A 25,360-nucleotide genomic window follows, 5' to 3' on the forward strand; every position below is an offset into this window, starting at 1 on the left:
CTCAATGTCTGCGCGAATCCGTCAATTCTGTGCCAACAGGTCGCCAACGTAGCGTGCCACTGCACGAACGGTAGCGATAGTGCCGGGGTAGTCCATCCGGGTGGGGCCCAGCACGCCGAGCCCCCCAACGATCGTGGTACCCGGTCCGTAACCGCTGCTCACCACGGACGCCGACCGCAGGTTGTCGATCTGGTTCTCGTCACCGATCAGGACCCGGGTGGTCCGGGGCTCCAGATCGCCGATGAGTTTCAGCAGGATGACCTCCTCCTCGAGGGCTTCGAGGACGGGCCGCAGCGTGCCCTGGAAGTCCAGCACACCGCCGCGTGTCAAGTTCGCCGTACCCGCCAGCGCGAGGCGCTCCTCACTCCGCTCGACGAGCGTCTCCAGAAGCACCGAGGCCAGACAGGTCATCGTCGCACGTCGACCGGCATCGCACTCCTCGACCAGGGTCTGCACGAGTGGCGGAGTGTCGGCGAGCCGCTGACCAGCGAGTTTCTCGTTGACCCGGCGCCGCAGCTCCCACACGTCACCCTCGGCCAGCGGGCCGGGCATCTCCACCAGGCGCTGCTCCACCCGGCCGGTGTCAGTGATCATCACGAGCATCAGGCGGGTGGTGGAGATCGGCACGAGTTCCAGATGGCGCACGGCGGAGCGGGAGAGACTGGGATATTGCACGACGGCGACATGGCGGGTGAGCTGAGCGAGCAGCCGCACCGTGCGGTGCACCACGTCGTCGAGGTCGACGGCGCCGACCATGAACCGCTCGATGGCGCGGCGCTCCGCCGGGCTCAACGGCTTGATCTTGGTCAGCCGGTCGACGAAGAGCCGGTAGCCCGCGTCGGTGGGCACCCGGCCGGCACTGGTGTGCGGCTGCCGGATGTAGCCCTCCTCCTCGAGCACCGCCATGTCGTTGCGCACGGTGGCCGGGGAGACGCCCAGCTTGTGGCGGTCGACCAGGGCCTTGCTGCCGACCGGCTCCTGGGTCTCGACATAGTCCTCGACTATCGCCCGGAGCACCTCGAGCTTGCGGTCATCCAGACTCATATGACCCCTCCCCCTGTTGGCACTCCTGCTAATAGAGTGCCAGTCTACGTCGCGAGCGGCGGCAAAGCGATGATCGAAAGTACGTACCGGCCTCAGGTTTTGGGGGTGGCACCGCCCGCGACCGGGTCGAACCGGAGTCCTAGCGTGTCATTCATGACTGAACCGACCCGCCCGCCGGACGACGATCCGACCACGCCGTACAAGTCGCCGGGCGGCTATCCGCCACCCCCGCCCTACACCCCGCCCACATCACACCCCGGCGGATACCCGCCGCCGCCCACCTCCGGAGCCGGTGGATACCCGCCGCCCGGCTACAGCGCGCCGGGTTACGGAGCGCCCGGCTACGGCGGGCCGGGCGGCTACGCCGTCTCCCCCGAGGACCGGACCTGGATCCTGGTCGCCCACTTCGGCGGCGCGGCCGGCGCGTTCCTCGGCGGCGCGTTCGTCGGCTGGATCGGCCCTCTCGTCGCTTTCCTGGCTCGCGGGAACGTCTCCCCGGTGGTCCGCGCCGAGGCCGCCAAGGCGCTGAACTTCCAGCTTCTCTGGATGGTCATCGCCGTGATCGGGTACGCCACCATCTTCTGCTTCTTCATCGGCCTGGCGGTCGTCGCCGTGGCCTGGCTCGTCGCCAGCATCTTCGGCCTGATCGCGGGCATCAAGTCGCTCAACGGCGAGCCGTACAACTACCCGGGCAACGTGAACTGGGTCAAGTGAGGCTCACAGCACGTCACGGATGACCGCGTCGGCCAGCAGGCGGCCACGCAGCGTGAGCACGAGCCGCCCGTCCTCATAGGCTCGCGGCTCCAGCAGCCCCTCCGCCAGGGCCCGCGCGGCGCCCGCGGCGTCGACCCGGTCCAGAGCGATGCCGTCGCGCAGCCGCACGCGGAGCATCACGTCCTCCATGTGCCGGTCGGCGCCGGTCAGCACCTCGCGGGCGTGTCCGGGTGATTCACCGGCGGCGAGGCGTTTCGCGTACGCCGTCGGGTGTTTGACGTTCCACCAGCGCACCCCGCCGACATGGCTGTGCGCGCCGGGGCCGAGGCCCCACCAGTCGGCGCCGGTCCAGTACAGCAGGTTGTGACGGCATCGAGCGTCGTCCCCACGAGCCCAGTTGGAGACCTCGTACCACTGGAATCCGGCGGCGGTCAGCGCCTGTTCGGCCGCGAGATAGCGGTCCGCGGCGACGTCGTCGGAGGGGAAGGGCAGCTCACCGCGGCGCATGCGGGTCGCCATCCTGGTGCCGTCCTCGACGATCAGCGCGTAGGCGCTCACATGGTCGACACCCGCGTCGATCACCGCCCGCAGCGACCCGGCGAAGTCGTCCGCCGACTCGCCCGGCGTGCCGTAGATCAGATCGAGGTTGACGTGCTCGAACCCGGCTTCGCGGGCCTCGGCCGCGGCCTGCGTCGCCCGGCCCGCGGTGTGCTTGCGGTCGAGGACGCGCAACACGTTCTGCGCCGTCGACTGCATGCCGAGCGAGATCCGGGTGAAGCCGGCTTTCCGGAGACTCCGCAGATAGGCCGGGCCCACCGACTCCGGGTTGGCCTCGGTGGTCACCTCGGCCCCCGGCGCCAGCCCCCACGTCCGGTCGATGCCGTCCAGAACGCGGCCCAGGTCGCCGGCGCTGAGCAGGGTGGGTGTGCCGCCGCCGACGAACACGGTGTCCACCGGGCCGGGCTCGATCACCCGGGCGGCCACGGCGAGCTCGGCCAGGACGGTCTCCGCGTACTCGTCGCGGCTCGCGCCGCCGCCCAGCTCGCTCGCCGTGTAGGTGTTGAAGTCGCAGTACCCGCAGCGGCTGGCGCAGAACGGGACGTGGACGTAGACCGCGAACCCGTTCTTGCCCACCTGACGGGTGGCTTCGTCGGGGAGGGACCCGTCACGGGGTACGGGTTCGCCATCAGGAAGTGCGCCGGCCATCCGACAAGTGTGCACGGGCGCCGTTAAGGTTCGGCGCATGGATCTGGTCCGTACCGTCACCGCCGCCGGGGTGACCACCATGACGTTGGACAACCCGGACAATCGCAACGCTCTCTCCACCGCCCTGCTCCGGCGATTCCTCGACGCGCTGGCCGCGTCGAGCGCCGACCAGGACTCACGTGTGGTGGTCCTCTCACATGCCGGCCCGGTCTTCTGCTCCGGCGTCGACCTCAAGGAGACCGCCGCCGCCCGCCCCGGCGACCGGCTCCCCGCCGAGTTGCTCGCCGACGTGCTCGCCGCGCTCTGGGAGTTCCCCAAGCCGGTGGTCGCGCGGATCGGCGGGCCCGCCCGGGCCGGTGGCCTCGGCCTGATCGGCGCCGCCGACATCGCCGTCTGCACCCGCTCGGCCACGTTCGCCTTCACCGAGGTGCGGCTGGGGGTGATCCCCGCGGTGATCAGCTCGACCGTGCTGCCACGGCTGGCTCCTCGGGCCGCCGCCGAGCTCTACCTGACCGGCGACGTCTTCGACGGGGCCCGGGCGGCCGAGATCGGCCTGGTCACCGCCGCCGTCGAGGACGAGGACCTGGACGACGCGGTGGAACGCTACTGCGCCTCGCTCATCCGCGGCGGTCCGCTCGCGCTCGCCGGGACGAAACAACTTCTGCGGCGTACGCGCGCCGAGACGATCCGTGCCGATCTCGCGGATCTCGCGCAGCGGTCGGCCGGCTACTTCAAGTCGGCCGAAGGACGCGAGGGCGTCGCCGCCGCGCGGGAGAAACGCGACCCCGGCTGGGTCCGATGATCTCGGCGATCTGATGATCGCCCCCGTCGGGTGCCCGGAGCCACAGTCACGCGGGCGGCAAGCGCTCGTTGTCTAGGCTTGGCGTCCCCAGGTTGGAGGTGGTGTGGGTGCGAGCGAGGACGATCGTGGGTGTGATCACCCTGCTGACCCTGATCGGCGTGGCCGGTGTGGTCGCGTTGGTCCACAACCTCGCGGGCAACCTCACGCTGCCGAGAATCAACCCGGAGTGCACGGTCAGCGCCGACGGCGAGGTGACCCTCGACTCCGCCCAGATGGCCAACGCCGCGACCATCGCCGCGGTCGGCGTCCGGCGCGGCATGCCCGAGCAGGCGATCGTCGTGGCGCTGGCCACCGCCTTCCAGGAGTCCAAGCTGGAGAACCTGGACAGCGGTGACCGCGACTCCGTCGGGCTGTTCCAGCAGCGTCCCAGTCAGGGCTGGGGCACGGTCGAGCAGATCCAGGACCCGCGGTACGCCGCCGGCCGGTTCTACTCCGCCCTCAAGAAGGTCGAGGGCTGGCAGGAGATGCGGGTGACCGACGCGGCCCAGACGGTGCAGCGGTCGGCGTACCCGGAGGCCTACGAGAAGTGGGCCGACGAGTCGAAGGTGCTGGCCGCCGCGCTGACCGGCCGGGCCACCGGCGCTGTCGCGTGCGTCGTGCCGGACACCCCCGCGGTGCGCGGCACGGCGGCGGCCGCCGCCCTGCTGAGCAGCCTCCAACTGGACTGGGGCAAGAAACTCAGCGGCCAGGCCCGCAGCGCCGAGGCGGCCGGCCTCACGGTCCAGGTGGCCGACCCGAGCGTCGGCTGGCGGTTCGCGCACTGGCTGGTCTCGCACGCCTCCGCCACCGGCCTCGAACGGGTACGTTTCGGTGATCTCGAGTGGCACGCCCCCGAGGGAAAATGGCGGCCGGTGACCGACGGCAGCGGCAGTGACCAGGCGCAGGTCATCGCCGAGGTCTTCCATTGACCACACTCCGGGATCATCGGCGACCACCCGTGCTGTCCACCTTGCGAACCAGCAGGTTGCGCTGCGTATATATCCACATGGACACTGCGCAACCGTGCTGGTACTAAGTAGGTCGTGCTGACGGCGATCGTGTGGCTCCTGTTCGGGGCGGGAAGCGTCGGCGCCATTCTTCTCGGTGTGCGTCGGCACCGCCCGGCCCGCCGCGCGCCCTGGCTCCTGCTCGCCGGCTCGATCGCGGCCCTCGCCGTCGGCGACGTCTGGTACGAGATGGACCAGATAGCCCTCGCCGACACCGCCTACCTGGTGATGTTCCCCCTGGTCGCGTTGAGCCTGCTGCAGTTCACCCGGGGCGGCGCGCTGCTGCCCGACCGGGCCCGGCTGATCGATCTGCTCGCGCTCGCCTGCGCCGGGCTGCTCGTGGTCTGGGTCTTCGTGGTGAGTTCCGGCGGCCGGTTCCCCACCGTCTCCCCCGCCGACGTCATCGGCGCGCTGCTGCTGATCGGGGTCGCCGGGCGACTCGTCCTGGCCGACCGCCGAAACGTTTCGGCGATCCTGCTGCTGACCGGCGCCGTCGGCATGCTGGCCGGAGACATCGCCTATCCGCTCACCGAGAGCCGACTGGCCGAATCCGGGTACGTCGTCCTCTATCTGACCTGGGGGCTCGCCGCCCTCGCCCCGTCGATGGTGCGCCTCACCGAGCCACGCCCACCAGAGCCCTCGCCGTGGCGTTTCCGTGACACCATCCTGCTGGCCGCCTCCGCCGCCACCCCGCCGCTCGTCCTGATCGTCGAGGCGCTCTCCGGGCCGGTCCGCAACGGCGTCGTGATCGCGGTGACCAGCGCGATCACCCTGTTGCTGACCATCACGCGGCTCGCCGACGCCATCCACCAGAACAGTCAGGCGCTCACCCGGGAACGCGCGCTGCGGGCCGCGAACACCGCGCTCGTCGCCGCCGCCGACCCGCCCGCGGTCGAGGAGGCGGTGCGGACGGCGGTCACCCGGCTCCTGCCGGCGAACGCGGTCCGCCAGGTGATCCTCGCCACCGACGACGGGCGGCTGTCCCGCGAGGGTCTGCCGCCGGTCCCTCCCGGCGCCGGGTCCCGCAGTTGGTGGGCCGGCGCCGCCGACCCGGACGAACGCACCCTGATCTGCCCGCTCCGGCTGGAACCGCTCGCCGTGGCCCGGCCCAGCGGCGGCGCCCTCGTCATCGCCGGCCGCCGGGAAGCCCTGGTGGCCGGGCGTGACGCGCTCGAAGTGCTGGCCGGGGAGACCGCGCTGGCGCTGGACCGGATCACCCTGGTCGAGGCGGTGGGCCGCCGGGACAGCGACCTCTATCTGCGAGCCGTCACCGGGAACACCGCCGAGATCATGGCGGTGGTCGACGCCGACCACCGCATCCGGTACGCCAGTCCCGGCCTGCACCGCCTGACAGGCGGACCGGAACTGCCGCCCCTCACCGCCTTCGACGACCTGGTCCACACCGACGACCAGGAGACGGTACGACGAGCGCTGCGCGCCGAGGGCGACGGCCAGGTCTACTGCGCGCTGCCCCGGCTCGACGGCACCCAGATGCTGGTCGAGGTGGTGTACCGGGACTTGCGGGCGGACCGCCTCGTGCAGGGCCTGGTGTTGACCCTCCGGGTGGTCGGCAACCGCGGCGAGGCGGTGGAACCGGCACCGCACCACGAACATCTGGGTGAACTTCCGGCCTGGGTGAATCGGCGCAGTGCCCAGCACAAGTTTCGCTACTGACGCGCTGATCCCACTTTCCGGACCCCGGCTCCGGCTTTCTTCGAAAACGCGAAATGCCGGCCCCTTCCGGGGCCGGCATTCAGCGTTTTGGTGGAACCGCGGGTCAGCGGGTCAGGCGACGGCGACCGTAGGTGCCGGCGACCAGCGCGACGCCGATGGCCGCGAGAACAACCTGGAAGAAGAACTCGATCCAGTCGAAGCCGGGAGTGCTGGCGACACCGGCCGCGCGGGCGATGACGGTGCCCAGCAGGGCGGCGACGACACCGACGACCATGGTCAGCCACAGCGGGATGTTCTGCTTGCCGGGTACGACAAGCCGGCCGAGAGCGCCGATGACAAGGCCGACGATCAGGGCGACGATGATACCGGTGAGCGTGAGTTCCATTAGGGCCCTCCTCGGGGGGTGGAGCTTGATGGTTGCGTCCGTCGAGCCCCTGTGTTCCCGACCCCCCGAGAAATCAAACCGCCCTATTTTTTGGATGTCCCCTTGGTGTCGGTGCTATCGGAGGTCGAGAGGGCGGCGATGAAGGCCTCCTGCGGCACCTCCACACGGCCGACCATCTTCATCCGCTTCTTGCCTTCCTTCTGCTTCTCCAGCAGCTTCCGCTTCCGGCTGATGTCACCGCCGTAGCACTTCGCGAGCACGTCCTTGCGGATCGCCCGGATCGTCTCGCGGGCGATGATCCGGGAGCCGATGGCCGCCTGGATCGGCACCTCGAACTGCTGCCGCGGGATCAGTTTCTGCAGCTTGGCGGCGATCGACGTGCCATAGGTGTACGCCTTGTCCTTGTGCACGATCGCGCTGAACGCGTCCACCGGCTCGCCGTGCAGCAGGATGTCGACCTTCACCAGGTCGGCGACCTGCTCACCGGAGGGCTCGTAGTCGAGTGACGCGTAACCCTTGGTCTTGCTCTTCAGCTGGTCGAAGAAGTCGAAGATGATCTCGGCGAGCGGGAGGGTGTAGCGCAGTTCCACCCGTTCGGTGGAGATGTACTCCATGCCGAGGAGGTTGCCGCGGCGGCTCTGGCACAGCTCCATGACGGCGCCCACATACTCGTTCGGCACCAGGACCGTGGCCCTCACCACGGGCTCGTGGATCTCCGCGATCTTGCCGGACGGGAACTCGCTCGGGTTCGTGACCACCGACTCGTTCGCGTCCTCGGTGAGGACCCGGTAGACCACGTTCGGCGCGGTCGAGATCAGGTCGAGGCCGAACTCCCGCTCCAGCCGCTCCCCGATGATCTCCAGGTGCAGCAGGCCCAGGTAGCCGACGCGGAACCCGAAACCCAGAGCCGCCGACGTCTCCGGCTCGTAGGTCAGCGCGGCGTCGTTCAACTGAAGCTTGTCGAGAGCGTCGCGCAGCGCCGGGTAGTCCGAGCCGTCGATCGGGTAGAGACCCGAGTAGACCATCGGCTTCGGGTCCTTGTAGCCACCGAGCGGCTCGGTGGCCGGCCGGAGGCTCCGGGTGACGGTGTCACCGACACGGGACTGCCGCACGTCCTTCACACCGGTGATCAGGTAGCCGACCTCGCCGACGCCGAGCGCGCTCGCCTTCTCCATCTCGGGCGAGACGACACCGATCTCGAGCAGCTCGTGCACGGTGCCGTTGGACATCATCTTGATCTTGTCGCGCGCCTCGATCCGGCCGTCGATGACCCGGACGTAGGTGACGACGCCGCGATACACGTCGTACACCGAGTCGAAGATCATCGCCCGGGCCGGGGCGGTCGCGTCACCGACCGGCGGCTGAAGCTCCCGGACGACCACGTCGAGCAGGTGATCGACGCCGACGCCGGTCTTGCCCGACACGCGCAGCACGTCGGACGGGTCGCAGCCGATCAGCTTGGCGAGTTCCTCGCCGTACTTCTCGGGCTGGGCCGCCGGCAGGTCGATCTTGTTGAGCACCGGGATGATGCGGAGGTCGTTCTCCATCGCCAGGTACAGGTTGGCGAGGGTCTGCGCCTCGATGCCCTGGGCGGCGTCCACCAGGAGGATCGCGCCCTCACAGGCGGCGAGGCTCCGGGAGACCTCATAGGTGAAGTCGACGTGCCCCGGGGTGTCGATCATGTTGAGGACGGCGGTCTCACCCTTCCGGTCGCCCTCACGGACCGTCCAGGGCATCCGCACGGCCTGCGACTTGATGGTGATGCCGCGCTCGCGTTCGATGTCCATCCGGTCGAGGTACTGCGCGCGCATCTGGCGCGGGTCGACCACCCCGGTGATCTGCAGCATCCGGTCGGCCAGCGTCGACTTGCCGTGGTCGATGTGGGCGATGATGCAGAAGTTGCGGATGCGGCTGGGATCGGTCGATCCGATCACGTTCACGCCGGGGTCGAGCGGTCCAGGCACGGTCTTCCGTTCTTCTCGGGCTGGTCTATCGCGGGTGGAGCCTCGCCAGCAGTCCGATGGACCGGCCTCGCCGCCGGCCCACACTCGGGCCGGCACCGCTCCACCGCCGGTCGGACCGGCTCGGCGCGGCTCGTTCCTGCCGGAACAATCCGCTCCGCCGCTGGTTGACCAGCTTGGCGCGGCTCGTCCCGGCCCGGGTTGCTCCGCTCCGCCGCCCCTGCGGGCGGTTTCGCTCAGCGGACCCGGTCGGGCTGCTGGGTGACGCCGGCACCGGGCCGGCGTCCTCTATCGTCCCACGTCCGCGAGGGCAGCTCCGATCACACCCGTTCGGTCGCCCGCAGCGGCTCCTCGCGGAAGCCCGCGACAACCGGACCACCAGCCCAGAACCGCCGGTACGGGTCGATCACACCCGCTCCAGCGGCCCGTGCGGGCCGGGCGGCAGTTCCACGGTGACCGCATCACCCGGGCGGACGGCGCCGCCGCGCAGCACCACACCCATCACCCCGGCCTTGCGCACTAGGTTTCCGTCACCGTCACGACCCAGGACCTCCTTGAGAAGGCCCTGCCGGAAGCCGTTGATCTGCGCACACGGGTTACGAAGCCCGGCGACCACCACCGCCGGCCGAAGATCCTCCGCCGTGCCGGCCACGGCCGCGTCCCGCTCGACGGCGGCCGCCACCGCCGCCGCGGCCCGCGCTGTCTCCTCGTCCAGCGTCGCCGCCGCGGCAGCAGCGAGCACCGCGGCCACCGGCCCGGCCTCGCCCAGGGCAGCCCCATCCGCAGCCGCGAGACCGGGTCTGTCGGCTAGGGTGGCGCCGTTCGGGGCCGGGGTGGCGCCGGGCCGCGGGCCGAACCGCAGGATCGTGCCGCGTGGCAACCCGAGAAGGTCGATCCCGTTCGTCGTGAGGTTCTCGCCGAGGCCACCGGCCGGCACGTCGTAGCCCTTCCCCCCGACTTCCCCGAACAGTTCGGCGTGAATCAGGTGAACCTGCCGGAGATTGGGCTGGGACGGGTCCGCGGCCACTCGGCTGCGATGCCGGACGTTCACGCCGGCATGCGCATCCCCCTCGACCCCGAGGCCCGCGACCAGCACGATCTCGTCCCGGTTCGGCTTGGTGAAGGTGTAGACGTCGCTGCGGCTGACGGCGACGACTGTTCCACGCTCAGCACTCATGCGGCCGAGTCTGCCCACCCGCTGCCACTTCCTCGACCCCGTATCCACTCCGTGACGGGCAGCATGGACCGGCGTCCAGCTCATCGGTTGGAGCGGCCGGCGACTCGATCGGTCACCGCGAGCAGCTCAGCCGAGGGTCAGTCAGGTGGCTCCAGGAACAGCGCTGACAGCCGTGGCAGGCGGCGGCGCATCTCGTCCTCGTTGTCGAAATCCCACAGGTCGGCGACCTCGGGACGGGTGCGTGGCCGCTCGCCGGTCGGCAATGGCGTGCCGGTGGCCTGCTCGTAGGCCCGGGCCGCGATGCCGAGCACCTCCTCGGCCTCGAAGACCGCACCGGTGTCGGCCGCACCCTTGATCACCGCCACGTTGGCCAGCACGTCGGGCGAACCCACCGCGGCGGCCACGGCTTTCCGGCCATGGGCGATCAGCCAGCCCCGGAAGGCGTCGAAACCCGCCTCGTCGGCACCGCTGTTGATCAGATAGGCCGCGGCCCAGAGGTCTTCCGTCCCGGAAGCCGCCATCACCTTGTCGAGGTGACGGCCCCACGCGACGATGTCTTCCGCATCGCGCGTGGCCAACTCGGCGACGGCGCGCTCGGCCACCGCGGCGGGCGAGGCCGGCCGCTCGGCGGTGGCGCGGTCGATGACCGCCCAGAAATCGTCGGTTCGCATGCCTGAATCCTGCCAGTCGGGTACGACATTCTCGCGGGCGGCAGGATGGAGTCATGCGGCCGATCACTCTGCCCGACATTCCGTACGACGCCACCGCCGTACGGCCGGATTGGTCCGATCTGCCGGAGAGCGTGCGCCAAGCGATCAACGAGCGTCTCGGCTCACCGGTCACCGCCGCCCGCAGCGCGGGGGGCGGATTCACCCGGGCGTTCGCCGCCGTGCTCGAGACGGCGGCTCCAGAGACGCCGGCTCCGGACGCACCCGCCCCGAGAACGACCCACCCGAGAACGGCCGGCCCGGCGACCGCGGGCCGGGGAGCAACCGGCCGGGAAGCGGCCAGACCTGCGAGCGACAGCGGGAACAGGGTGTTCGTCAAGGCGGCGCCGCTGAACGATCCGGTCTCCCAGTGGTACGCCCGGGAGGCCGCCATCACCGAAGCCCTCCCGCCGGAGGTGACCGCCGCCCGCCCGCTCTGGACGATGACCGAATCCGGCTGGTTCGTGCTGTGCCTGGACGCGATCGACGGCCGCGTCCCGGCGCTTCCCTGGTCGCAGGCCGACCTGGACGCGACCCTGCGCACCTGGTCGTCCGCGGCGACCGCGCTGGCTCACCCGTCGCCGCGGTTGCTGGAGATCGGCCTGCCCACCCTTTCCGAGATCGTGCGCGACGAGATGTCCTGGTGGTCCCTGATCGCCAAGCGCCGCGAACCGATGCCGGAGCCCGCCCGCGGGACGATCGCCCCGCAACGGCTCGCGGAGCTGGCCAAACTGGAGCGTGCCCTGCCCGAGTCGGTGGCCGGGGACACGATGTCGCACGGCGACCTGCGGGTGGACAACGTGCTGATGGACCGGAACGGCCGGGCCTGGCTCTGCGACTGGACCTGGCCGTGCCTCGGCGCGCCCTGGTTCGACACCGTCACGTTGCTGGTCAGCGCGTACGCCAGCGGCCTCGACACCGACACCGTGCTGCGCGCCTGGGGCGCCCCGGACGACGGGGTGGACGGGGCGCTGGCCGCCCTCTCCGGGTACTGGCTGGTCCGGGCCGGTGACGGGCCGAGCAGCGCGTCCCCGCACAGCCGCCAGCACCAACGGTTCAGCGGCGAGCAGGCGCTCGCCTGGCTGGCCGAACGCCGGGGCTGGAACACGGGCGGGGAGGCCCCTCGCAAGCGTGCCTGGTGGCGCTGAGCCGGAGCGGTTTTGGCGGCTCGGAGGGGTGCTGGTAATCTGGTCCATCGCGTGTGGTGACACGCTGTTTGTTTCATGCACCGGCCTCGCCGGTTGAGACGGCCGCGTGATGACCATTCGTTGAGACCATTTTCCGAACTAGTCAGGACAAGGCTGTCGCGTGGCGAACATCAAGTCCCAGATCAAGCGCAACCGGCAGAACGAGAAGGCCCGTCTGCGCAACAAGTCGGTCAAGTCTTCGCTGAAGACCGTGATCCGCAAGCTGCACGAGGCGAGTGACTCGGGCAACACCGAGTCGGCCACCGCGCTGCTGCGTGCCGCTTCGCGCCAGCTGGACAAGGCTGTCAGCAAGGGCGTCATTCACAAGAACCAGGCGGCCAACCGCAAGTCGGCCATCGCCAAGAAGATCGCCGCGCTGTCCGCCTGATCCGCTCGTTCCGGATCAGGTCATGGCCGCATGGATGCGGCCGATGACCCGCACCCGTCCTTGAGGCGGGTCGGCTTGGACAAACCCGGGCACCGCAGGACCTTCGGGTTCGTAGCGGTGCCCGGTTTCGTTTCGGTGCCAGCGGTCGTCCACGCTCGACGAAGACAAAGCGCCCGGCGTGACCCCCGGGGCGTGGAAGTCCAGCGACGTGCCCCGGATCCGGCAGGTGGGGGCAACGGAGAGGACCGTCACGGGCACTCCGCAACGGTCCTGATCGGCGAGAAGCCGTGGTTACTCGTAGCGGCGGGACGCGGCCTGGCGCGCCATCTGCTGTCGCACGTCCAGTTGGTCGGCCCAGGGGCGCCGGGTCGACGTGCTGTTTCCCCGCGGCTCCTCGCCGGAACGCGCCTGGAAGTCGCCGGAGTCAGGCACGCCGCCGGCCTGCTCGCCGCCGTAGGGGTTTCTGGTGACCTGCGAATACTCGTTTCCGGAGAAGCCGCGGCTGTACGAGCCCGGGTAGCCGACGGCCGGCGCTCCCGCCATGTCGTCGGGCCCATACCCCACAGCTGACGGCTCCTGCGAGACGATCGGCGCATAGCCACCGGTCCTCTCGGCTAAGGGGGAGCCGGCCACCGCATAACCGCCGGCCTGCTCGGCCATGGGCGCGACCGCCGGACCGACATCACCGGCACGGTGAGACGAAGACGACGTCGCGGGCCGGACGGGCATCGTGGATCCGTTGCTCCATGCGGCCGAGCGTGAGACGGCGACACGGAGCCCGGCCCGCTGGGAGCTCTGCGGATCCGCCCCGGCGCCCTCGGCACGGCCGGAACGAGCCCACTCCGAGCCCGCGCTGCCGGCCGGGAACGTGACCTCGCCGTAACCGGCGGGATCAGTGGCCGGCGCTCCGGACGGGACGGACGGCGCGAACCCGGAGTCGGGGGCGACCTGCCCATAACCCTGCATGGTGGCCGGTCGCAGCACGGCCGCCCGGGCCGACGTGGTCTCGGCGACGGCCGGACGCGGGGTGAGCGCCCCGGCCACGAGGTCGTTGAACTTCACCATCAGCGCGACAGTCACCGGCAACACGATCACGCCCCACCAGCTGACCAACTCGGCGAGGGCGAGCAGGACGCCGAGGACCACCGTCCCCTCGAGGAAGACGAAGCAGAGCAGACCGCTCGGCGCGAGGTGGCGCAGGCGCAGCGCCCGCGCGTAGAGCGGCTGGTTGGCCCGCTCGGCGCGGCGGGCTCGGACCGTCCGGGTCATCGGGCGCCTCCGTCCCGGCGGGCTGCCGCGATCGCGAAGACGGTCTGTTCCAGCGCGAAACCCCGGTCCTCGGCGCCGCCCTTGACAGCGGCGTTGCAGTCGGCGGCCGCACGCATGGCGTCGACCAGGCCCTCCGGCGTCCAGCCGCGGCTGCGGACCTGGGCTTTCTCGATCTTCCAGGCGGGCATGCCGAGCGTGCTCGCGAGCTGGTAGGGGTTGCCGCGCCCGGCCGAGGCGACCCGCGCCACGGTGCGCACACCGTCGGCGAGCGCGTCGGCGATCGGCACCGGGTCGACCCCGACGTGCAGGGCCCAGCGCAAAGCCTCCAGCGCGCCCGGCAGGTCGCCGACCATGGCGGCGTCGGCCACCGCGAAGCCGGTGACCTCGGCGCGGCCCTTGTAGTAGCGCGCGACCACGGTCTCGGTGATCCTGCCGTCGGTGTCGGCCAGAAGCTGGGAGCAGGCCGCGGCGATCTCGCGCAGGTCGGTGCCGACCGCCTGGAGCAGCGCGGCGGCGGCGGAGTCGTCACACCGGATGCCGTGGCCGCGGAACTCGTTGCGGACGAACGCGATCCGCTCGGCGTCCTTCTTCAGCTTCATCACCGGCACGACGGTGGCGCCGGCGGCGCGCAACCCGTCGGCGAACGCCTTGCCCTTGGCCCCGCCGACGTGGGTCACGATCAGGGTGACGTCGGGGTCGGGGTTCTTCGCATAGGCCAGCAGGGCGGTGCTGAGGTCCTTGCGCGCGTCCTGACCGGCGCGGATGACCAGCACCCGGCGGCCACCGAACAGCGAGGGGCTGAGCATCTCGGCGACCTCGCCGGCCATGAGCGACGCCGCCTCGTATTCCCGGACGTCGGCGCCCGGGTCGGCGGCCCGCGCCGACTCGACCGCCTCGGCAACGGCACGGGCGGCGAGTAGTTCCTCATCGCCTTGGACGAGCAGCAACGAGGGGGGTGGCGCGGCATTCACGTGCAACATCGTCGCACGGGGGACCGACAGTTCCGTGAGCCTCACTCGTTAGCGCAGATCGCGGGCCAGGGAATGCGAAACCAGACATATCGGCAGTGCAAGATTCCGTGGCCGCCGTACAGTCGCTTACTCAGGCCCGATGCTTCATCTGACCGTTTCGAGTGATTCGCCCTTTATTGAGGCCCATAGTCGGTTAAAATCCCGCGAGGCCGATCACTCCCGGGCGTGTCGCGTGGTCCTACCCCGGCGGCTCACCCCGCGCGGCGACCGCCAGCCCGCCGCCGGACACCACCACCGCCACATCACCCGACTCGTCGGTGCGCAAAATCCGCGTGCCGCCCTGAGCGATCCGCCCGAGCAGCACCGGGTTCGGGTGCCCGTAGTCGTTGTCCCGGCCGACCGACACCAGAGCCACCGCCGGGTCCACCGCGTCCAGCAGCGACGTCGCCTGAAGGGCGCTCCCGTGGTGCGCCACCTTCAGCACGTCCGCCCGCAGCGCCGCCGGCCCGAGCCCGGTGACGAGATCCTCCTGCTCCTCGGTCTCCGCGTCCCCGAGCAGCAGCACCGACCGCCCCTCGGTCGCGGCACGCAGGATCAGCGAGTTGTTGTTCGGATCCGAGTTGGTGCCGCGCATCGGCGTGATCGGGCCGATCACCTCCAGATTCAGCCCACCCACCGCGTACGCCCAGCCCGGCCCGGCCGCCCGCGGGGCGATCCCGGCCGCCGCGGCGGCCTGCTCCACCGCCGCCCGCCCGGCCGCCGGCTCCGGCCACTCGGGCCCGATCACCGCGCCCACCTCACGACCCCGGAACACTCCGGCGACCCCGCCGATGTGGTCGGCGTGGAAGTGGCTGACCACCAGGACCGTGACCTGCCGGACACCGAGCCGGCGCAGGCAGTGGTCGACCGCGTTCGGCTCCGGCCCGGCGTCGACCACCACGGCCCGCCCGGATCCGGCCGCCAGCACCACGGCGTCACCCTGGCCGACCGCGCACGCCACCACCAGCCAGCCCGGTGGCGGCCACCCGGACGCGAGCAGCCGCACCGGCAGGGCGCCCAGGATCGCGCCGAGGGCCACCACGGCCGCCAATCGTCGTACGATCGCTCGCCGCGCCGCGACCAGGAAGGCGACCGTCAGCCCGGCAAGCAACAGCCCACCCGCCGCGCCGCCGGGCCACGGCAGCGCCCCCGCCGGCACCCGGGCCCCGATGCGCGCCACCAGCACCAGCCAAGCGGTGGGCCAGTGACCGGCCCAGGCGGCGAACTCAGCGGCCGCCGGCCACACCGGTGACAGCACGGCCGCCCCGACGCCGAGCAACGTGGCCGGGGCGATCGCCGGCACCGCCACCAGGTTGGCCGGCACCGCGACGAGGCTGACCGTCCCGGAGATCGCGGCGATCACCGGCCCGCAGGCGACCTGAGCCGCCGCCGGCACGGCCAGCGCCTCGGCCACTCCGGCCGGGCAGCCCCGGCGGCGCAGCCCGTCGCGCCAGACCGGGGCGATCAGCAGGAGGCCCGCCGTGGCCATCACCGACAGGGCGAACCCGGGATCGGCCGCGAGTTCCGGGTCGGCGATCAGCAGGACCGCCGCTCCCGCCGCCAGGGCCGGCACCGCGGCCCTGGCGCGTCCGGCGGCCAGTCCCAGCAGTCCGATGGCTCCCATCGCCGCTGCCCGGATCACGCTCGGCGACGGCCGGGCCAGGATGACGAAGCCGGCCAGGGCGATCGCGCACAGCACGGCGCAGAGCACCGGCCCGGCCCGCGCCCGCCGGACCACGAAGAGCACGACCCCGAGGACGATTGCCACATTAGTGCCGGAAACGGCGGTCAAATGAGTCATGCCGGTGGTGCGGAAATCCTCCTCCAGGGCCGGGTCGAGCCGGCTGGTGTCGCCGACCACCAGCCCCGGCAGCAGCCCGCCGGAGTCATCCGGCAACGGCTCGCATGCCCGCTGAAGGCCGGCCCGCAGCACGGCCGCCCCACGCTGGGCCCACGACGACCGGCCGTCCAGAACCGGCGGGGTTCGCGCGGAGACGACCGCGGCCCGCAGGTCACCGGGCCTCGGCGGCATGAGCCGTCCGGCCGCGGTGACCCGCTGGCCGGGGAGCAGCCCGCGCCAGCCCTGGTCCGCGCCCAGCACCAGGGCCCGCGCGGAGAGCCGGATCGGGGCGGCGCCCTCGGCGGTCACCGACTCCAGATCGACGGCGACCAGGTAGGTCGGCGGCCCGGACGTCCTGGCCAGCGGCCGGGGGTCGTCGCGCACCACCGCCTCGACCCGGACCGTCTCCGCGGCCTCGACGAGCGCGGTCAGCGCCGGAGCCTCCCGCACCGAAACGCGGGCCGCCGTGGCGATCGCTCCGCACCCCACCCCGAGCGCCACGGCGACCCCGACCCACCGCATCGCCCCGGCCCACCAACGGCCACCCGTGACCGGCGACCCGACGGCCCCGGATCCGGCGGAGCCCGCCCGGCGTGACCCGGGCACGGATCCGGCCGAACCCGCCCGGCGTGACCCGGGCACGGAGGCGCCGGGGACAAGCGCGGAAAGACCGGCAGCGGCAGATCCACGCGCCACCGGGGAAGAGCCGCTTGCCTGCGCTGCAGAGCCGTGCGTGACCGCGAGAAGGCCTCCCGCGACGGCCAGACCGGCCAGACCGACCGTGAGCCCCCACGCCGCGGGGAGGTGGAGCGCGGCGAGGGCGGTCAGCCAGAGCCCGACCGTGAACCCCGCCAGCCGGAGGTCCGGAACCCGGTCCATCAGACCGTCACCAGGTCTTTGAGCTGCTCGTAGCGCGACTCTCCGATCCCGTCGACCTTCCGCAGGTCGCTGACGCCGCGAAAGCCACCCTGGGCATCTCGCGCGGCCAGGATCCGCTGGGCCAGCACCGGCCCCACGCCCGGCAGCCCGTCCAACTGGGCCAGGGTCGCCGTGTTCAGGTTGACCGGTGCTCCGGGGGTCCCCGGCGCGCCGGTTCCCGGCCCGGCCCCGGGCGGCGTGCCCGGCGGCGGCGTCACCCCCACCATGATCAGCTCACCGTCGGTGACCCGCCGGGCGAGGTTGAGCATCGCCACGTCGACCCCGGGTTCGGCGCCACCGGCCGCGGTCAGCGCGTCGGCGACCCGCGCGCCGGGGCTGAGCCGCACCAGCCCGGGCCGCCGCACCTTCCCGCCGACCGCGACCACGACCTCACCCGAAGCCTGCCCCGGGGCCGAGCCGGAGCCCGGCCCCACGGTAGAGCCGGAACCGGAACCGGAACCGGAACCGGAACCGGAGCCGCGGGCGGGCCCGGAAGCCGCCACCGCACCGCCCTGCCCGAGTTCGACCGGGTCGACCCGCGGCTGCGCCCGCCACGCCAGGAACCCCGCCACCAGGACGACGACCGCGGCCACCGCGGCCAGAGCCCGAACCCCCGGCCGCCCCGGATCGAAGGCGTTCAGCCACTGCCGTCGCCCGCCGCCGAACGCCCCGACCCCGCTGAGCCCTTCCCCGGGCGGCTCAACCAGGGAACCAGGCCGCTCAGCCACGGAACCAAGCGGCTCAGTCACCGAACCAGGCCGCTCAGCCACCGAACGGGTGTCCCAGGAGCCGGAAACGGCGTCCCACGGGTAGGCCGAAGACCCACGCGAACCGCCGCCGCCCACCCCCGCGCCCCCGGCACGAGAGACCCCTGGCGCATCCCCGGGACGGGAGACCTGCACAGCGCCGCCGGAATGGGAGACGCCCAGCCCGTCCCCGGAACGGGAGACGCCTGAAGGGGGGACATCGTCATCCTCCGACGACCAGGCCGGAACGATGTCCGCCCAGTCCAGGGGCCCCTCCTCGGGAACCGCACGGGCGGCCGCTCCCCCGTCGAGCACCGCCCGAAGCCGTGCTCCCACGACGTCACCGCTATCCTTCGCCTCTCGCACCGCCCGACCGTAGGAGCCTTCCGGGTCCGCCGATCGCGGCCCTGTGGACAACTCGGCACTGTGGACAACTCAAGGGACAACCGAAGGACTGCGTCGTGACAGCAGGACTCTCCACCGGGGCCCGGGACGAGGCGATCGTCCGGCTCCGCGCCGCGGGATGCGTGTTCGCCGAAGAGGAGGCGGCCATTCTGGGCGAGGCCGCCGACGGCTCCGACGACGCCCTGGCCGCGATGGTCACCCGGCGTGCCGCCGGCGAGCCCGTCGAGCAGGTCGTCGGATACGCCGACTTCGGTGGCGTACGGGTCCGCCTCCGCCCCGGCGTCTTCGTTCCCCGGGTCCGCAGCGAGCTGCTGGTGCGCCTGGGAGCCGCCGCGATCGGCCCGGGCGCGCTGGTGGTCGATCTGTGCTGCGGCTCCGGCGCCCTCGGCCTGGCCGTCCGCCACCGCGTTCCCGGGATCACCCTGCACGCCGCCGACCTGGACCCGGTCGCGGTCACCTGCGCCCGCGAGAACCTGACCGCAGACAGCGAGGCCGCCGCAGCCCGGGTCCGCACCACCCGGACCGCCGCGATCGGGGCCGCAGGGAACCAGGCCGAAGGGAACCAGGCCGAAGGGAACCAGGCCCGGGTCCATCAGGGGGACCTGTTCCAGGCCCTGCCCACCGGTCTGCGTGGCCGGATCGACCTGATCCTGGCGAACGTCCCCTACGTGGCCACCCGGCACATCCCGTTCCTGCCCGCGGAGGCCCGCGACCACGAACCTCGCACCGCCCTCGACGGCGGCGACGACGGTCTCGCGGTCTTCCGTGCGGTGGCCGCCGAGGCCCCGCGCTGGCTGGCTCCCGGTGGCCTGCTGCTGTCCGAGATCACCGAGGCACAGACCGCGACGGCTCTGACGATCGCCGATGGGAACGGATTGACGGCCACCGTCGTCACCGACGATGATCTCGACGCTCGCGCGATCCTGTCGCGCCGGCCGCGATGAACCCCGCCTGACATCCCCGAAGAGAATCCCCGAGGACACCGTGGGCCTGTTGCGTAGGATCGCCCGCGCCCGGCTCGCCGGAAAAGTCATCCGGCGTCTGCGCCGCGCCGGCATTCCGGATGCCCGTTACCATTCCCGCCCGTTCGAGATCAGGTTCACCGCCCCCGGTGACAGTGAACCCACCATCCTGCCCCTGGCCCCGCTGCTGAGCAGGACGAAGTCTCTGGACGACTTCATCGCCGGGCTGCTGCGGGTTCCGGCTTCCTGGGAGGAGGCGGCCCCGCTGCTGCGCCCGGTGCTGCGTGGCGCCGCTCCGGGCGCGCCGTTGCACCGGCCGGTGCTGCCGTTCCTGTCCGAGTTCGTCGTGGTCGACCAGCCCGACACCATGACCTATGTGACCCGGGCCCAGGCCGCAGCCTGGAAGACCGGTTCCGACCAGGTCTTCGCCACCGCCCAGGCCAACCTCACCGGCGCCGTGCTCCATGGGGTGGCGAACGGCCCGGTGGTGGTGCGCTTCGTGGACGACGGCAACTCGTACTGGACCTCGCACCTGCTCCTGGCGGGGTGGCTGACCCGGCTGACCGACCAGGTCGGCGGCACCCCGGTGGCGTTCGCGCCGGAACGCGGCACCCTTCTGGTGACCGCCGACGACAGCCGGCACCTGGCGGCGCTTTTCGCCGAGGCGGAGAGCGTTTTCGCCACGTCGCCGCACCCGCTGACCCCGATGGCGTACCGCAGCGGTCCGGACGGCTGCACCGTTCCCTATCAGGCGCCGCCCGGGCATCCCCTGCATCAGACGGTCCGGCGGGCGGAGCGTCTCCTCGCCGTGCACGAGTACTCCCAGCAGCCCCCGGACCCGGCTCTGCCGTCGGCGCCGCTGCACCTGCTCGGCTCCCCCACCGAGGGCTGGCGCACCCGTGCGCTCTGGCCCGACGACACCCCCACGCTGCTTCCCGAGGCCGACGAGGTGCAGGCCGGCGACCGGGTGCTCCCCTGGTCGGCCCTCGCCGCGCACCTCACCGCCACCCCGCACACCCCCGCCCGCTGGCTGGCCCACTCCTGGCCCACCTGACGACCCCGCTGCCGCGGCCGCCGCGATCCGCTCCCGCTTCTTTCTTTCCGGTACGGCCACGCAGGGAACCGTGGCAGTCCGCGCGAGGTGGCTGCCCCACACGCGCACCCCGCGACCACCGGGCTGCTGCCGCCTCACCGCCGCCCGCGCGATCGTGAGGCGGCGGCCCCGTGCCGAGGGCATCGAAGATCTAGAGCGGGTGGATCTCGCTGGGCGGGGCTGGTGTGGATCTACCGAGGCGGGTGGGGATGCCCCTGGGCTCACGGGAGGGGTGGTGCGGTCGGGGACCGGCGCTGTCCCCGTACGACATCATGGTTTTCGTCGGTGAATGACCACACCCGCCAGGCCGGGCCCGGTGTGTGCGGCGACCACCGCGCCCACCTCGGTGAGATAGCAGTCGCGCAAGCGATCGCCGAGCCGGGCACTGAGGGCGTCGACCAGCGCGGACGCCCGGTCGGGGGTGCCGAGATGGTGGACGGCGACGTCGGCGTCGCCGTCGCCGGCGGCCTCGGCCGCGAGATCGACGAGGCGGGTGAGGGCGCGCCCGGCCGTGCGGACCTTGTCGCGGACGGTGACCGCGCCGTTGTCGACGTGCAGGATCGGCTTGACCGAGAGGGCCGTGCCGAGCAGGGCGGAGGCCGCGCCGATGCGGCCGCCGCGGCGCAGGAACTCGAGCGTGTCGACGTAGAACAGGGTGGTCACCCGGGCCGCGTGGTCGGCGGCGGCCCGGCGGACCGTCTCCAGGTCGTGGCCCTGCCGGGCGGCCGCGGCGGCGGCCAGCGCGGGAAAGCCGAGGCCCATGGCGGCGGTGCCGCTGTCGACGACCGCGACGCGCGGGCCGACCTCGGCCGCGGCGAGCTGGGCGGCTTCGAAGGTGCCGGAGAGTTTGGCGGAGAGGTGCACCGAGACGACGCCGTCGGCGCCCGCGTCGAGCAGGCGCCGGTACTCGGCGACGAACTGTGAGGGCGCCGGCCGTGAGGTGCTGACGGCGGCCCGGCGCGCCGTCAGCGCGCGGGCCACCTCGGCCGGTGAGACCTCGATGCCCTCCAGGCCGTCCCAGCCGTTGATCACAACGGTGAGCGGCACGATGGTCAGGTCATACGTGCCGTTGAGCTCGGCTGGCAGGTACGCGGTGGAGTCGGTGACGACCGCGATGGTCATGCAGGCAAGGTACTTGATTCAGATGTACGTCAGCTGCCGGCCACCGAGGAGACCACGAACGGCTCCCCCTGCATGCACGTGGTCATCATCCCGGGCTCGGCCTTGCCGACCACGGTGACCTGGGCCCCGACCTGGAGTGAGGAGCGCAGCTTCTCGTCCTGGACGATCAGCAGATGGTCGCCGGCGCCGTCCTTGAGGAGGATGCAGTTCGGCTCGACCCCGGCGGTCACGGTGCCGGTGAGCGTGGTCTCACCGGCCGCCGCGGAGGCCTTCGGAGCGGGAGCGGCGGCACTGGCGGACGCGGTGGCTGACACGGTGGCGGATTCGGGGGTGCCACCGGCGCCGACGGGGGTGGGCGTGTTGTTCGCGCAGCCGGCGGTGAGCGCCAGAAGCAGCGCGGCGGGGACGACGGTTCTACGGATCATGATGGTCAGACGTTACCGGAGCCCCGCCGGTTCCCTCAGACCGGCGGCGGGACCGGGCGATCGGCGAGGACGCCGACGTTGTAGGCCGCCATCTGCCAGCCGCGGGCCTCGTCGTGGGTCAGCTCCACCCAGTGGCAGTTCTGCAGGGCGCGCAGCGTGCGCAGGTGCTCGCGCTGCCAGCCGAGCAGGTGCCCGACGCCCTGACGGGCCGCCGCGCCGTGGGTGGCGACCACGACGGTGCCGCCGGGCGGGGCCAGCCGGGCCGCCTCCAGCAGGGCCTCGGAGACACGCTTGCCGAGGTCGTCGAGGGTCTCCACCTCGCCGCCGATCACGTCCTCACCGGCGGTCCAGCGGGCGTGCTCGGCGGGGCGCTCGGCGGCGACCTCGGCCATGGTGAGGCCCTGCCAGTCGCCGAAGAACCGCTCGCGGAGCCGCTCGTCGGTGCTGATGGTGAGTCCGGTCAGCGCGGCGAGCGCGGCCGCCGTGTCGAAGGCCCGGCTCAGGTCGCTGGAGACGATCGCGTCCGGGCGCATGCGGACGAGCAGCTCGGCGGCGTCGACGGCCTGACGGCGGCCGAGGTCGTTGAGCGGCACGTCGGTCTGCCCCTGGACGCGGGAGCCGGCGTTCCAGTCGGTGTTGCCGTGCCGCCAGACGATGAGGCGGGTCACGACGCTTCGGCGGCCGGAGCCCCGGCATCGACCATGTCGCGGTCGACGAACGGGATGATCGGGCAGTCCTTCCACAGCCGGTCCAGGGAGTAGAACTCGCGCTCCTCGCTGTGCTGGACGTGCACCACGATGTCGACGTAGTCGAGCAGCACCCAGCGGCCCGCCCGCTCGCCCTCGCGGCGCACCGGCTTCGCCTTCTCCGGCAGGTTGAGCAGTGCTTCCTCGACGGCGTCGACGATCGCGAGGACCTGGCGCTCGTTGGACGCCGAGGCGATGACGAACGCGTCGGTGATGTAGAGCTGTTCGGCGACGTCGATGACGGAGATGTCGTGCGCCTTCTTGTCCGCGGCGGCCTGGGCGGCCGTCAGAGCGAGTTCAAGGGCGCGTTCGGTGACGGGCAAAAGAGTCCCCTCGGTCGGGTTATCAGGAGTTCAAGCGTCTCACACCGGCCCGGCAATACCCGAGTCCCGATACAGGCCCCGCTTGTTGATGTATTGCACGACACCGTCCGGTACCAGGTACCAGACCGGTTCACCGGCCGCCACTCGTTTCCGGCAGTCGCTGGAGGAGATCGCCAACGCCGGGACCTCCACCAGGGTCACGCTCTCGGCGGGCAGGTGCGCCCCGGAGAGTTCGAAACCCGGCCGGGTGACACCGATGAAGTGCGCCAGCTCCAGCATCGTGAGCGCGTCCTTCCACGACATGATGCGGCCGAGGGCGTCGGCGCCGGTGATGAAGTACAGCTCGGCCGACTGCCCGTAGATGGCCCGCATGTCACGCAGCGTGTCGACGGTGTAGGTGGGGCCGTCCCGGTCCATGTCGGCGCGGCTCACGTGGAAGCGCGGGTTGGAGGCGGTGGCGACGACCGTCATCAGATAGCGGTCCTCGGCGGGCGAGACGCGGCCCTTCTCGTACGGCTGGCCGGTCGGCACGAACATCACCTCGTCGAGCTCGAAGCGCGCCTGCACCTCGCTCGCCGCGACCAGGTGACCGTGATGGATCGGATCGAACGTCCCACCCATGATCCCTACACGCCGTCCGGACATCAGAGAAGAATATCTTTCCTTCCGATCTTCGGGCGGTCGGAGGGGATCACCCGTCGAGACGGCGGCGGACGGCAGTGAGCAGGTCGTTGGCGGTGAACGGCTTCTCCAGCAGCGCCACGCCGGGGTCGAGGGTGCCCTGCGAGGCGAGGACCGGCTGGGCGTACCCGGACATGTAGAGCACCCGCGTGCCGGGCCGCACGTCGACCAGCCGCTCGGCCAGTTCCTTGCCCAGCATCCCGGGCATCACCACGTCGCTGACCAGCAGGTCGATCTCACCGTCGTGGCGGGCGGCGAGTTCGAGGGCGTGAGCGCCGCCCTCGGCCGCGATCACCCGGTACCCGGCGCCGGTGAGGATCCGTCCGGCCACGTCACGCAGCGCTTCCTCGTCCTCGACGACGAGCAGGGTCTCGCCGTGCCCACCGGTCGGCGCCGGCTCCGCCGCGGCGTCCGCGGGCTCGACCGCGGCGCCGGCCGGGAGCAGCACGGTGACCGTGGTGCCGAGGCCGACGTCGCTGGTCAGGGTCACCTCGCCGCCGGCCTGGGTGACGATGCCGTAGACGGTGGCCAGGCCGAGCCCAGTTCCCTCGGCGCTGCCCTTGGTGGTGAAGAACGGCTCGAAGGCGCGTTCGGCCACGTCGGCGGGCATGCCCCGGCCGGAGTCGGAGACCCGCAGCCGGATCCGCTCGTCGAGCAGCGCCGTGTCGATCACCAGGTTGCCGCCGTGCGCCATCGCGTCCCGGGCGTTCAGCGCGAGGTTGACCAGCATCTGCTCGATCTGGCTGGGATCGCAGGTGACCGTCGGCAGATTCGCGCCGGGCCGGAAGATCAGGGTGATGTGCTCGCCGAGAGTGCGGCCCAGCAGCCCCTGGACCTCGGTGATCAGGGCGTTCAGGTTGACCGGCTGCGGGCGGACCACCTCGCGGCGGGCGAAGGCCAGCAGCTGATGGGTGAGGTCGGTGCCGCGTTTGCCGGCCCGGATCACCTGCTTGGCGTCCGAGGCGATCATCGTGGCGTCCGGTTCGGCCGACTCGGCCTCCTCGATCACGAACGAGGCGTAGTTGAGGATCACGCCGAGCATGTTGTTGAAGTCGTGGGCGATGCCGCCGGCGAGCTGGCCCAGGCTCTCCAGACGCTGGCTGCGGTGCGCCTGCGCCTCAGCACGCAGGCGGTCCTTCTCCTCCTCGATGCGCACCCGCTCGGTGACGTCCCGCACCACCGCGACGGCGAGCCGGCCCCGCGCGGTGTCGACGAGCGTGGTGGACGACTCGACCGGGAACTCGGTGCCGTCCCGCCGCCGGGCGGTGGTCACGATCCGGCCGATCGAGCCGGGGGCGCCCTCGTCGATGAGGCGCTGCCGCTCCGCGGCCAGGGCGCGGGACTCCGCGGTGAGCAGCAACTCGACGGACTGACCCACGAGTTCGGCCGTCGGCCAGCCGTACATCTGCCCGGCCCGGTCGTTGGCCAGCACGATCCGGCCCTCGTCCAAAACCAGGATCGCGTCCGGCGCGGCCTGCAGCAGACCGCTGGACAGCTCCTGGGACCACTCCACGCATCCACCCCCGTGG

The 25,360-nt window shown here is 71.9% G+C and carries 25 protein-coding genes; 8 read left to right on the forward strand and 17 right to left on the reverse strand.

The genetic code is table 11. From position 1 onward, the window contains the following. Window positions 1-21: 21 nt before the first annotated feature. Window positions 22-1,044, reverse strand: a complete 1,023-nt coding sequence (gene hrcA, locus QLQ12_RS06525) for a heat-inducible transcriptional repressor HrcA (protein ID WP_282757813.1) — start codon at window positions 1,042-1,044, stop codon at window positions 22-24. 153 nt (window positions 1,045-1,197) lie between these two features. Between hrcA and QLQ12_RS06530 the strand changes: the two genes are divergently transcribed. Continuing rightward, a complete protein-coding gene (locus QLQ12_RS06530; protein WP_282757815.1) occupies window positions 1,198-1,758 on the forward strand; it encodes a DUF4870 domain-containing protein in 561 nt (186 codons plus the stop codon). Window positions 1,759-1,761: 3 nt separating this feature from the next. Here QLQ12_RS06530 and hemW read toward each other — a convergent pair whose 3' ends face one another. Further along, window positions 1,762-2,964, reverse strand: a complete 1,203-nt coding sequence (gene hemW, locus QLQ12_RS06535; RefSeq protein WP_282757817.1) for a radical SAM family heme chaperone HemW — start codon at window positions 2,962-2,964, stop codon at window positions 1,762-1,764. Between the two features lie 37 nt (window positions 2,965-3,001). On the opposite strand from hemW, the gene QLQ12_RS06540 reads away from it, so the two are divergent. From QLQ12_RS06540 to QLQ12_RS06550, 3 genes are all read left to right on the forward strand, one after another. After that, window positions 3,002-3,766 carry an enoyl-CoA hydratase-related protein gene (locus QLQ12_RS06540; protein ID WP_282757818.1) on the forward strand — a complete coding sequence of 255 codons (765 nt, stop codon included), beginning with the start codon at window positions 3,002-3,004 and terminating at the stop codon, window positions 3,764-3,766. 101 nt (window positions 3,767-3,867) lie between these two features. Continuing rightward, window positions 3,868-4,734, forward strand: coding sequence for a hypothetical protein (locus QLQ12_RS06545; protein WP_407651422.1), 867 nt, complete (start codon window positions 3,868-3,870; stop codon window positions 4,732-4,734). A gap of 114 nt (window positions 4,735-4,848) precedes the next feature. Continuing rightward, on the forward strand, window positions 4,849-6,486 hold the full coding sequence (locus QLQ12_RS06550) for a PAS domain-containing protein (protein ID WP_282757819.1): 1,638 nt from the start codon (window positions 4,849-4,851) through the stop codon (window positions 6,484-6,486). A 103-nt stretch (window positions 6,487-6,589) separates the two neighbouring features. On the opposite strand, the gene QLQ12_RS06555 is transcribed toward QLQ12_RS06550, so the two are convergent. The 4 genes from QLQ12_RS06555 to QLQ12_RS06570 form a co-directional block, all read right to left on the reverse strand. After that, on the reverse strand, window positions 6,590-6,871 hold the full coding sequence (locus QLQ12_RS06555) for a GlsB/YeaQ/YmgE family stress response membrane protein (RefSeq protein WP_282757821.1): 282 nt from the start codon (window positions 6,869-6,871) through the stop codon (window positions 6,590-6,592). Window positions 6,872-6,954: 83 nt separating this feature from the next. Next, the gene (gene lepA, locus QLQ12_RS06560; RefSeq protein ID WP_282757823.1) at window positions 6,955-8,835 is read right to left on the reverse strand and encodes a translation elongation factor 4; all 1,881 of its coding nucleotides are present in this window, start codon (window positions 8,833-8,835) and stop codon (window positions 6,955-6,957) included. Window positions 8,836-9,238: 403 nt separating this feature from the next. Continuing rightward, the gene (locus QLQ12_RS06565) at window positions 9,239-10,009 is read right to left on the reverse strand and encodes an MOSC domain-containing protein (RefSeq protein WP_282757824.1); all 771 of its coding nucleotides are present in this window, start codon (window positions 10,007-10,009) and stop codon (window positions 9,239-9,241) included. Window positions 10,010-10,146: 137 nt separating this feature from the next. Further along, complete coding sequence (locus tag QLQ12_RS06570) at window positions 10,147-10,680, reverse strand: DUF4240 domain-containing protein (protein ID WP_282757825.1); 534 nt, start codon at window positions 10,678-10,680, stop codon at window positions 10,147-10,149. A gap of 53 nt (window positions 10,681-10,733) precedes the next feature. Here QLQ12_RS06570 and QLQ12_RS06575 point away from each other — a divergent pair, with 53 nt between their 5' ends. Both QLQ12_RS06575 and rpsT read left to right on the forward strand, forming a co-directional pair. Beyond that, a complete protein-coding gene (locus QLQ12_RS06575; RefSeq protein WP_282757826.1) occupies window positions 10,734-11,864 on the forward strand; it encodes a phosphotransferase in 1,131 nt (376 codons plus the stop codon). Window positions 11,865-12,024: 160 nt separating this feature from the next. Continuing rightward, window positions 12,025-12,291, forward strand: a complete 267-nt coding sequence (gene rpsT / locus QLQ12_RS06580) for a 30S ribosomal protein S20 (RefSeq protein ID WP_282757827.1) — start codon at window positions 12,025-12,027, stop codon at window positions 12,289-12,291. A 15-nt stretch (window positions 12,292-12,306) separates the two neighbouring features. Here the strand turns inward: rpsT and QLQ12_RS06585 are convergent, their stop codons facing one another. The 5 genes from QLQ12_RS06585 to QLQ12_RS06605 form a co-directional block, all read right to left on the reverse strand. Next, complete coding sequence (locus QLQ12_RS06585) at window positions 12,307-12,543, reverse strand: hypothetical protein (RefSeq protein WP_282757829.1); 237 nt, start codon at window positions 12,541-12,543, stop codon at window positions 12,307-12,309. Between the two features lie 39 nt (window positions 12,544-12,582). Further along, window positions 12,583-13,560 carry a hypothetical protein gene (locus QLQ12_RS47005; RefSeq protein ID WP_407651423.1) on the reverse strand — a complete coding sequence of 326 codons (978 nt, stop codon included), beginning with the start codon at window positions 13,558-13,560 and terminating at the stop codon, window positions 12,583-12,585. Continuing rightward, window positions 13,557-14,540, reverse strand: a complete 984-nt coding sequence (holA, locus tag QLQ12_RS06595; protein ID WP_282757830.1) for a DNA polymerase III subunit delta — start codon at window positions 14,538-14,540, stop codon at window positions 13,557-13,559. Before holA ends, QLQ12_RS47005 begins: the two co-directional genes overlap by 4 nt. A gap of 229 nt (window positions 14,541-14,769) precedes the next feature. Next, complete coding sequence (locus QLQ12_RS06600) at window positions 14,770-16,932, reverse strand: ComEC/Rec2 family competence protein (RefSeq protein ID WP_328518262.1); 2,163 nt, start codon at window positions 16,930-16,932, stop codon at window positions 14,770-14,772. Between the two features lie 356 nt (window positions 16,933-17,288). Continuing rightward, the gene (locus QLQ12_RS06605) at window positions 17,289-18,056 is read right to left on the reverse strand and encodes a helix-hairpin-helix domain-containing protein (RefSeq protein ID WP_407651424.1); all 768 of its coding nucleotides are present in this window, start codon (window positions 18,054-18,056) and stop codon (window positions 17,289-17,291) included. Between the two features lie 479 nt (window positions 18,057-18,535). Between QLQ12_RS06605 and QLQ12_RS06610 the strand changes: the two genes are divergently transcribed. Together QLQ12_RS06610 and QLQ12_RS06615 are read left to right on the forward strand one after the other, a co-directional pair. After that, window positions 18,536-19,423, forward strand: coding sequence for a methyltransferase (locus QLQ12_RS06610; RefSeq protein WP_282757831.1), 888 nt, complete (start codon window positions 18,536-18,538; stop codon window positions 19,421-19,423). A 40-nt stretch (window positions 19,424-19,463) separates the two neighbouring features. Then, a complete protein-coding gene (locus QLQ12_RS06615) occupies window positions 19,464-20,495 on the forward strand; it encodes a hypothetical protein (protein ID WP_282757832.1) in 1,032 nt (343 codons plus the stop codon). Window positions 20,496-20,804: 309 nt separating this feature from the next. Here the strand turns inward: QLQ12_RS06615 and QLQ12_RS06620 are convergent, their stop codons facing one another. The 6 genes from QLQ12_RS06620 to QLQ12_RS06645 are packed head-to-tail and all read right to left on the reverse strand — an operon-like array spanning window position 20,805 to window position 25,344. Continuing rightward, window positions 20,805-21,656, reverse strand: coding sequence for a DegV family protein (locus tag QLQ12_RS06620; RefSeq protein WP_282757833.1), 852 nt, complete (start codon window positions 21,654-21,656; stop codon window positions 20,805-20,807). Window positions 21,657-21,685: 29 nt separating this feature from the next. Then, window positions 21,686-22,081: a hypothetical protein gene (locus tag QLQ12_RS06625; RefSeq protein WP_282757835.1), complete on the reverse strand. Its 396-nt coding sequence runs from the start codon at window positions 22,079-22,081 to the stop codon at window positions 21,686-21,688. A gap of 35 nt (window positions 22,082-22,116) precedes the next feature. Further along, a complete protein-coding gene (locus tag QLQ12_RS06630; protein WP_282757836.1) occupies window positions 22,117-22,749 on the reverse strand; it encodes a histidine phosphatase family protein in 633 nt (210 codons plus the stop codon). After that, window positions 22,746-23,150 (reverse strand): ribosome silencing factor, encoded by a 405-nt coding sequence (rsfS, locus tag QLQ12_RS06635; RefSeq protein WP_282757837.1) that lies wholly within the window; start codon window positions 23,148-23,150, stop codon window positions 22,746-22,748. Before rsfS ends, QLQ12_RS06630 begins: the two co-directional genes overlap by 4 nt. A 39-nt stretch (window positions 23,151-23,189) precedes the next feature. After that, window positions 23,190-23,795: a nicotinate-nucleotide adenylyltransferase gene (gene nadD, locus QLQ12_RS06640; protein ID WP_282757839.1), complete on the reverse strand. Its 606-nt coding sequence runs from the start codon at window positions 23,793-23,795 to the stop codon at window positions 23,190-23,192. A gap of 46 nt (window positions 23,796-23,841) precedes the next feature. Next, the gene (locus tag QLQ12_RS06645; protein WP_282757840.1) at window positions 23,842-25,344 is read right to left on the reverse strand and encodes a hybrid sensor histidine kinase/response regulator; all 1,503 of its coding nucleotides are present in this window, start codon (window positions 25,342-25,344) and stop codon (window positions 23,842-23,844) included. Window positions 25,345-25,360: the final 16 nt, after the last annotated feature.

This window comes from Actinoplanes sandaracinus (assembly GCF_030009775.1).
In the GTDB taxonomy this organism is placed as follows: domain Bacteria; phylum Actinomycetota; class Actinomycetes; order Mycobacteriales; family Micromonosporaceae; genus Actinoplanes; species Actinoplanes sandaracinus.

Coding starts and splice junctions, on each gene's coding strand:
- hrcA (WP_282757813.1), bottom strand. CDS start 1,044: ATGAGTCTGGATGACCGCAAGCTCGAGGTGCTCCGGGCGATAGTCGAG.
- QLQ12_RS06530 (WP_282757815.1), top strand. CDS start 1,198: ATGACTGAACCGACCCGCCCGCCGGACGACGATCCGACCACGCCGTAC.
- hemW (WP_282757817.1), bottom strand. CDS start 2,964: ATGGCCGGCGCACTTCCTGATGGCGAACCCGTACCCCGTGACGGGTCC.
- QLQ12_RS06540 (WP_282757818.1), top strand. CDS start 3,002: ATGGATCTGGTCCGTACCGTCACCGCCGCCGGGGTGACCACCATGACG.
- QLQ12_RS06555 (WP_282757821.1), bottom strand. CDS start 6,871: ATGGAACTCACGCTCACCGGTATCATCGTCGCCCTGATCGTCGGCCTT.
- QLQ12_RS06565 (WP_282757824.1), bottom strand. CDS start 10,009: ATGAGTGCTGAGCGTGGAACAGTCGTCGCCGTCAGCCGCAGCGACGTC.
- QLQ12_RS06570 (WP_282757825.1), bottom strand. CDS start 10,680: ATGCGAACCGACGATTTCTGGGCGGTCATCGACCGCGCCACCGCCGAG.
- QLQ12_RS06575 (WP_282757826.1), top strand. CDS start 10,734: ATGCGGCCGATCACTCTGCCCGACATTCCGTACGACGCCACCGCCGTA.
- QLQ12_RS47005 (WP_407651423.1), bottom strand. CDS start 13,560: ATGACCCGGACGGTCCGAGCCCGCCGCGCCGAGCGGGCCAACCAGCCG.
- holA (WP_282757830.1), bottom strand. CDS start 14,540: ATGTTGCACGTGAATGCCGCGCCACCCCCCTCGTTGCTGCTCGTCCAA.
- QLQ12_RS06600 (WP_328518262.1), bottom strand. CDS start 16,932: ATGCGGTGGGTCGGGGTCGCCGTGGCGCTCGGGGTGGGGTGCGGAGCG.
- QLQ12_RS06620 (WP_282757833.1), bottom strand. CDS start 21,656: ATGACCATCGCGGTCGTCACCGACTCCACCGCGTACCTGCCAGCCGAG.
- QLQ12_RS06625 (WP_282757835.1), bottom strand. CDS start 22,081: ATGATCCGTAGAACCGTCGTCCCCGCCGCGCTGCTTCTGGCGCTCACC.
- nadD (WP_282757839.1), bottom strand. CDS start 23,795: ATGTCCGGACGGCGTGTAGGGATCATGGGTGGGACGTTCGATCCGATC.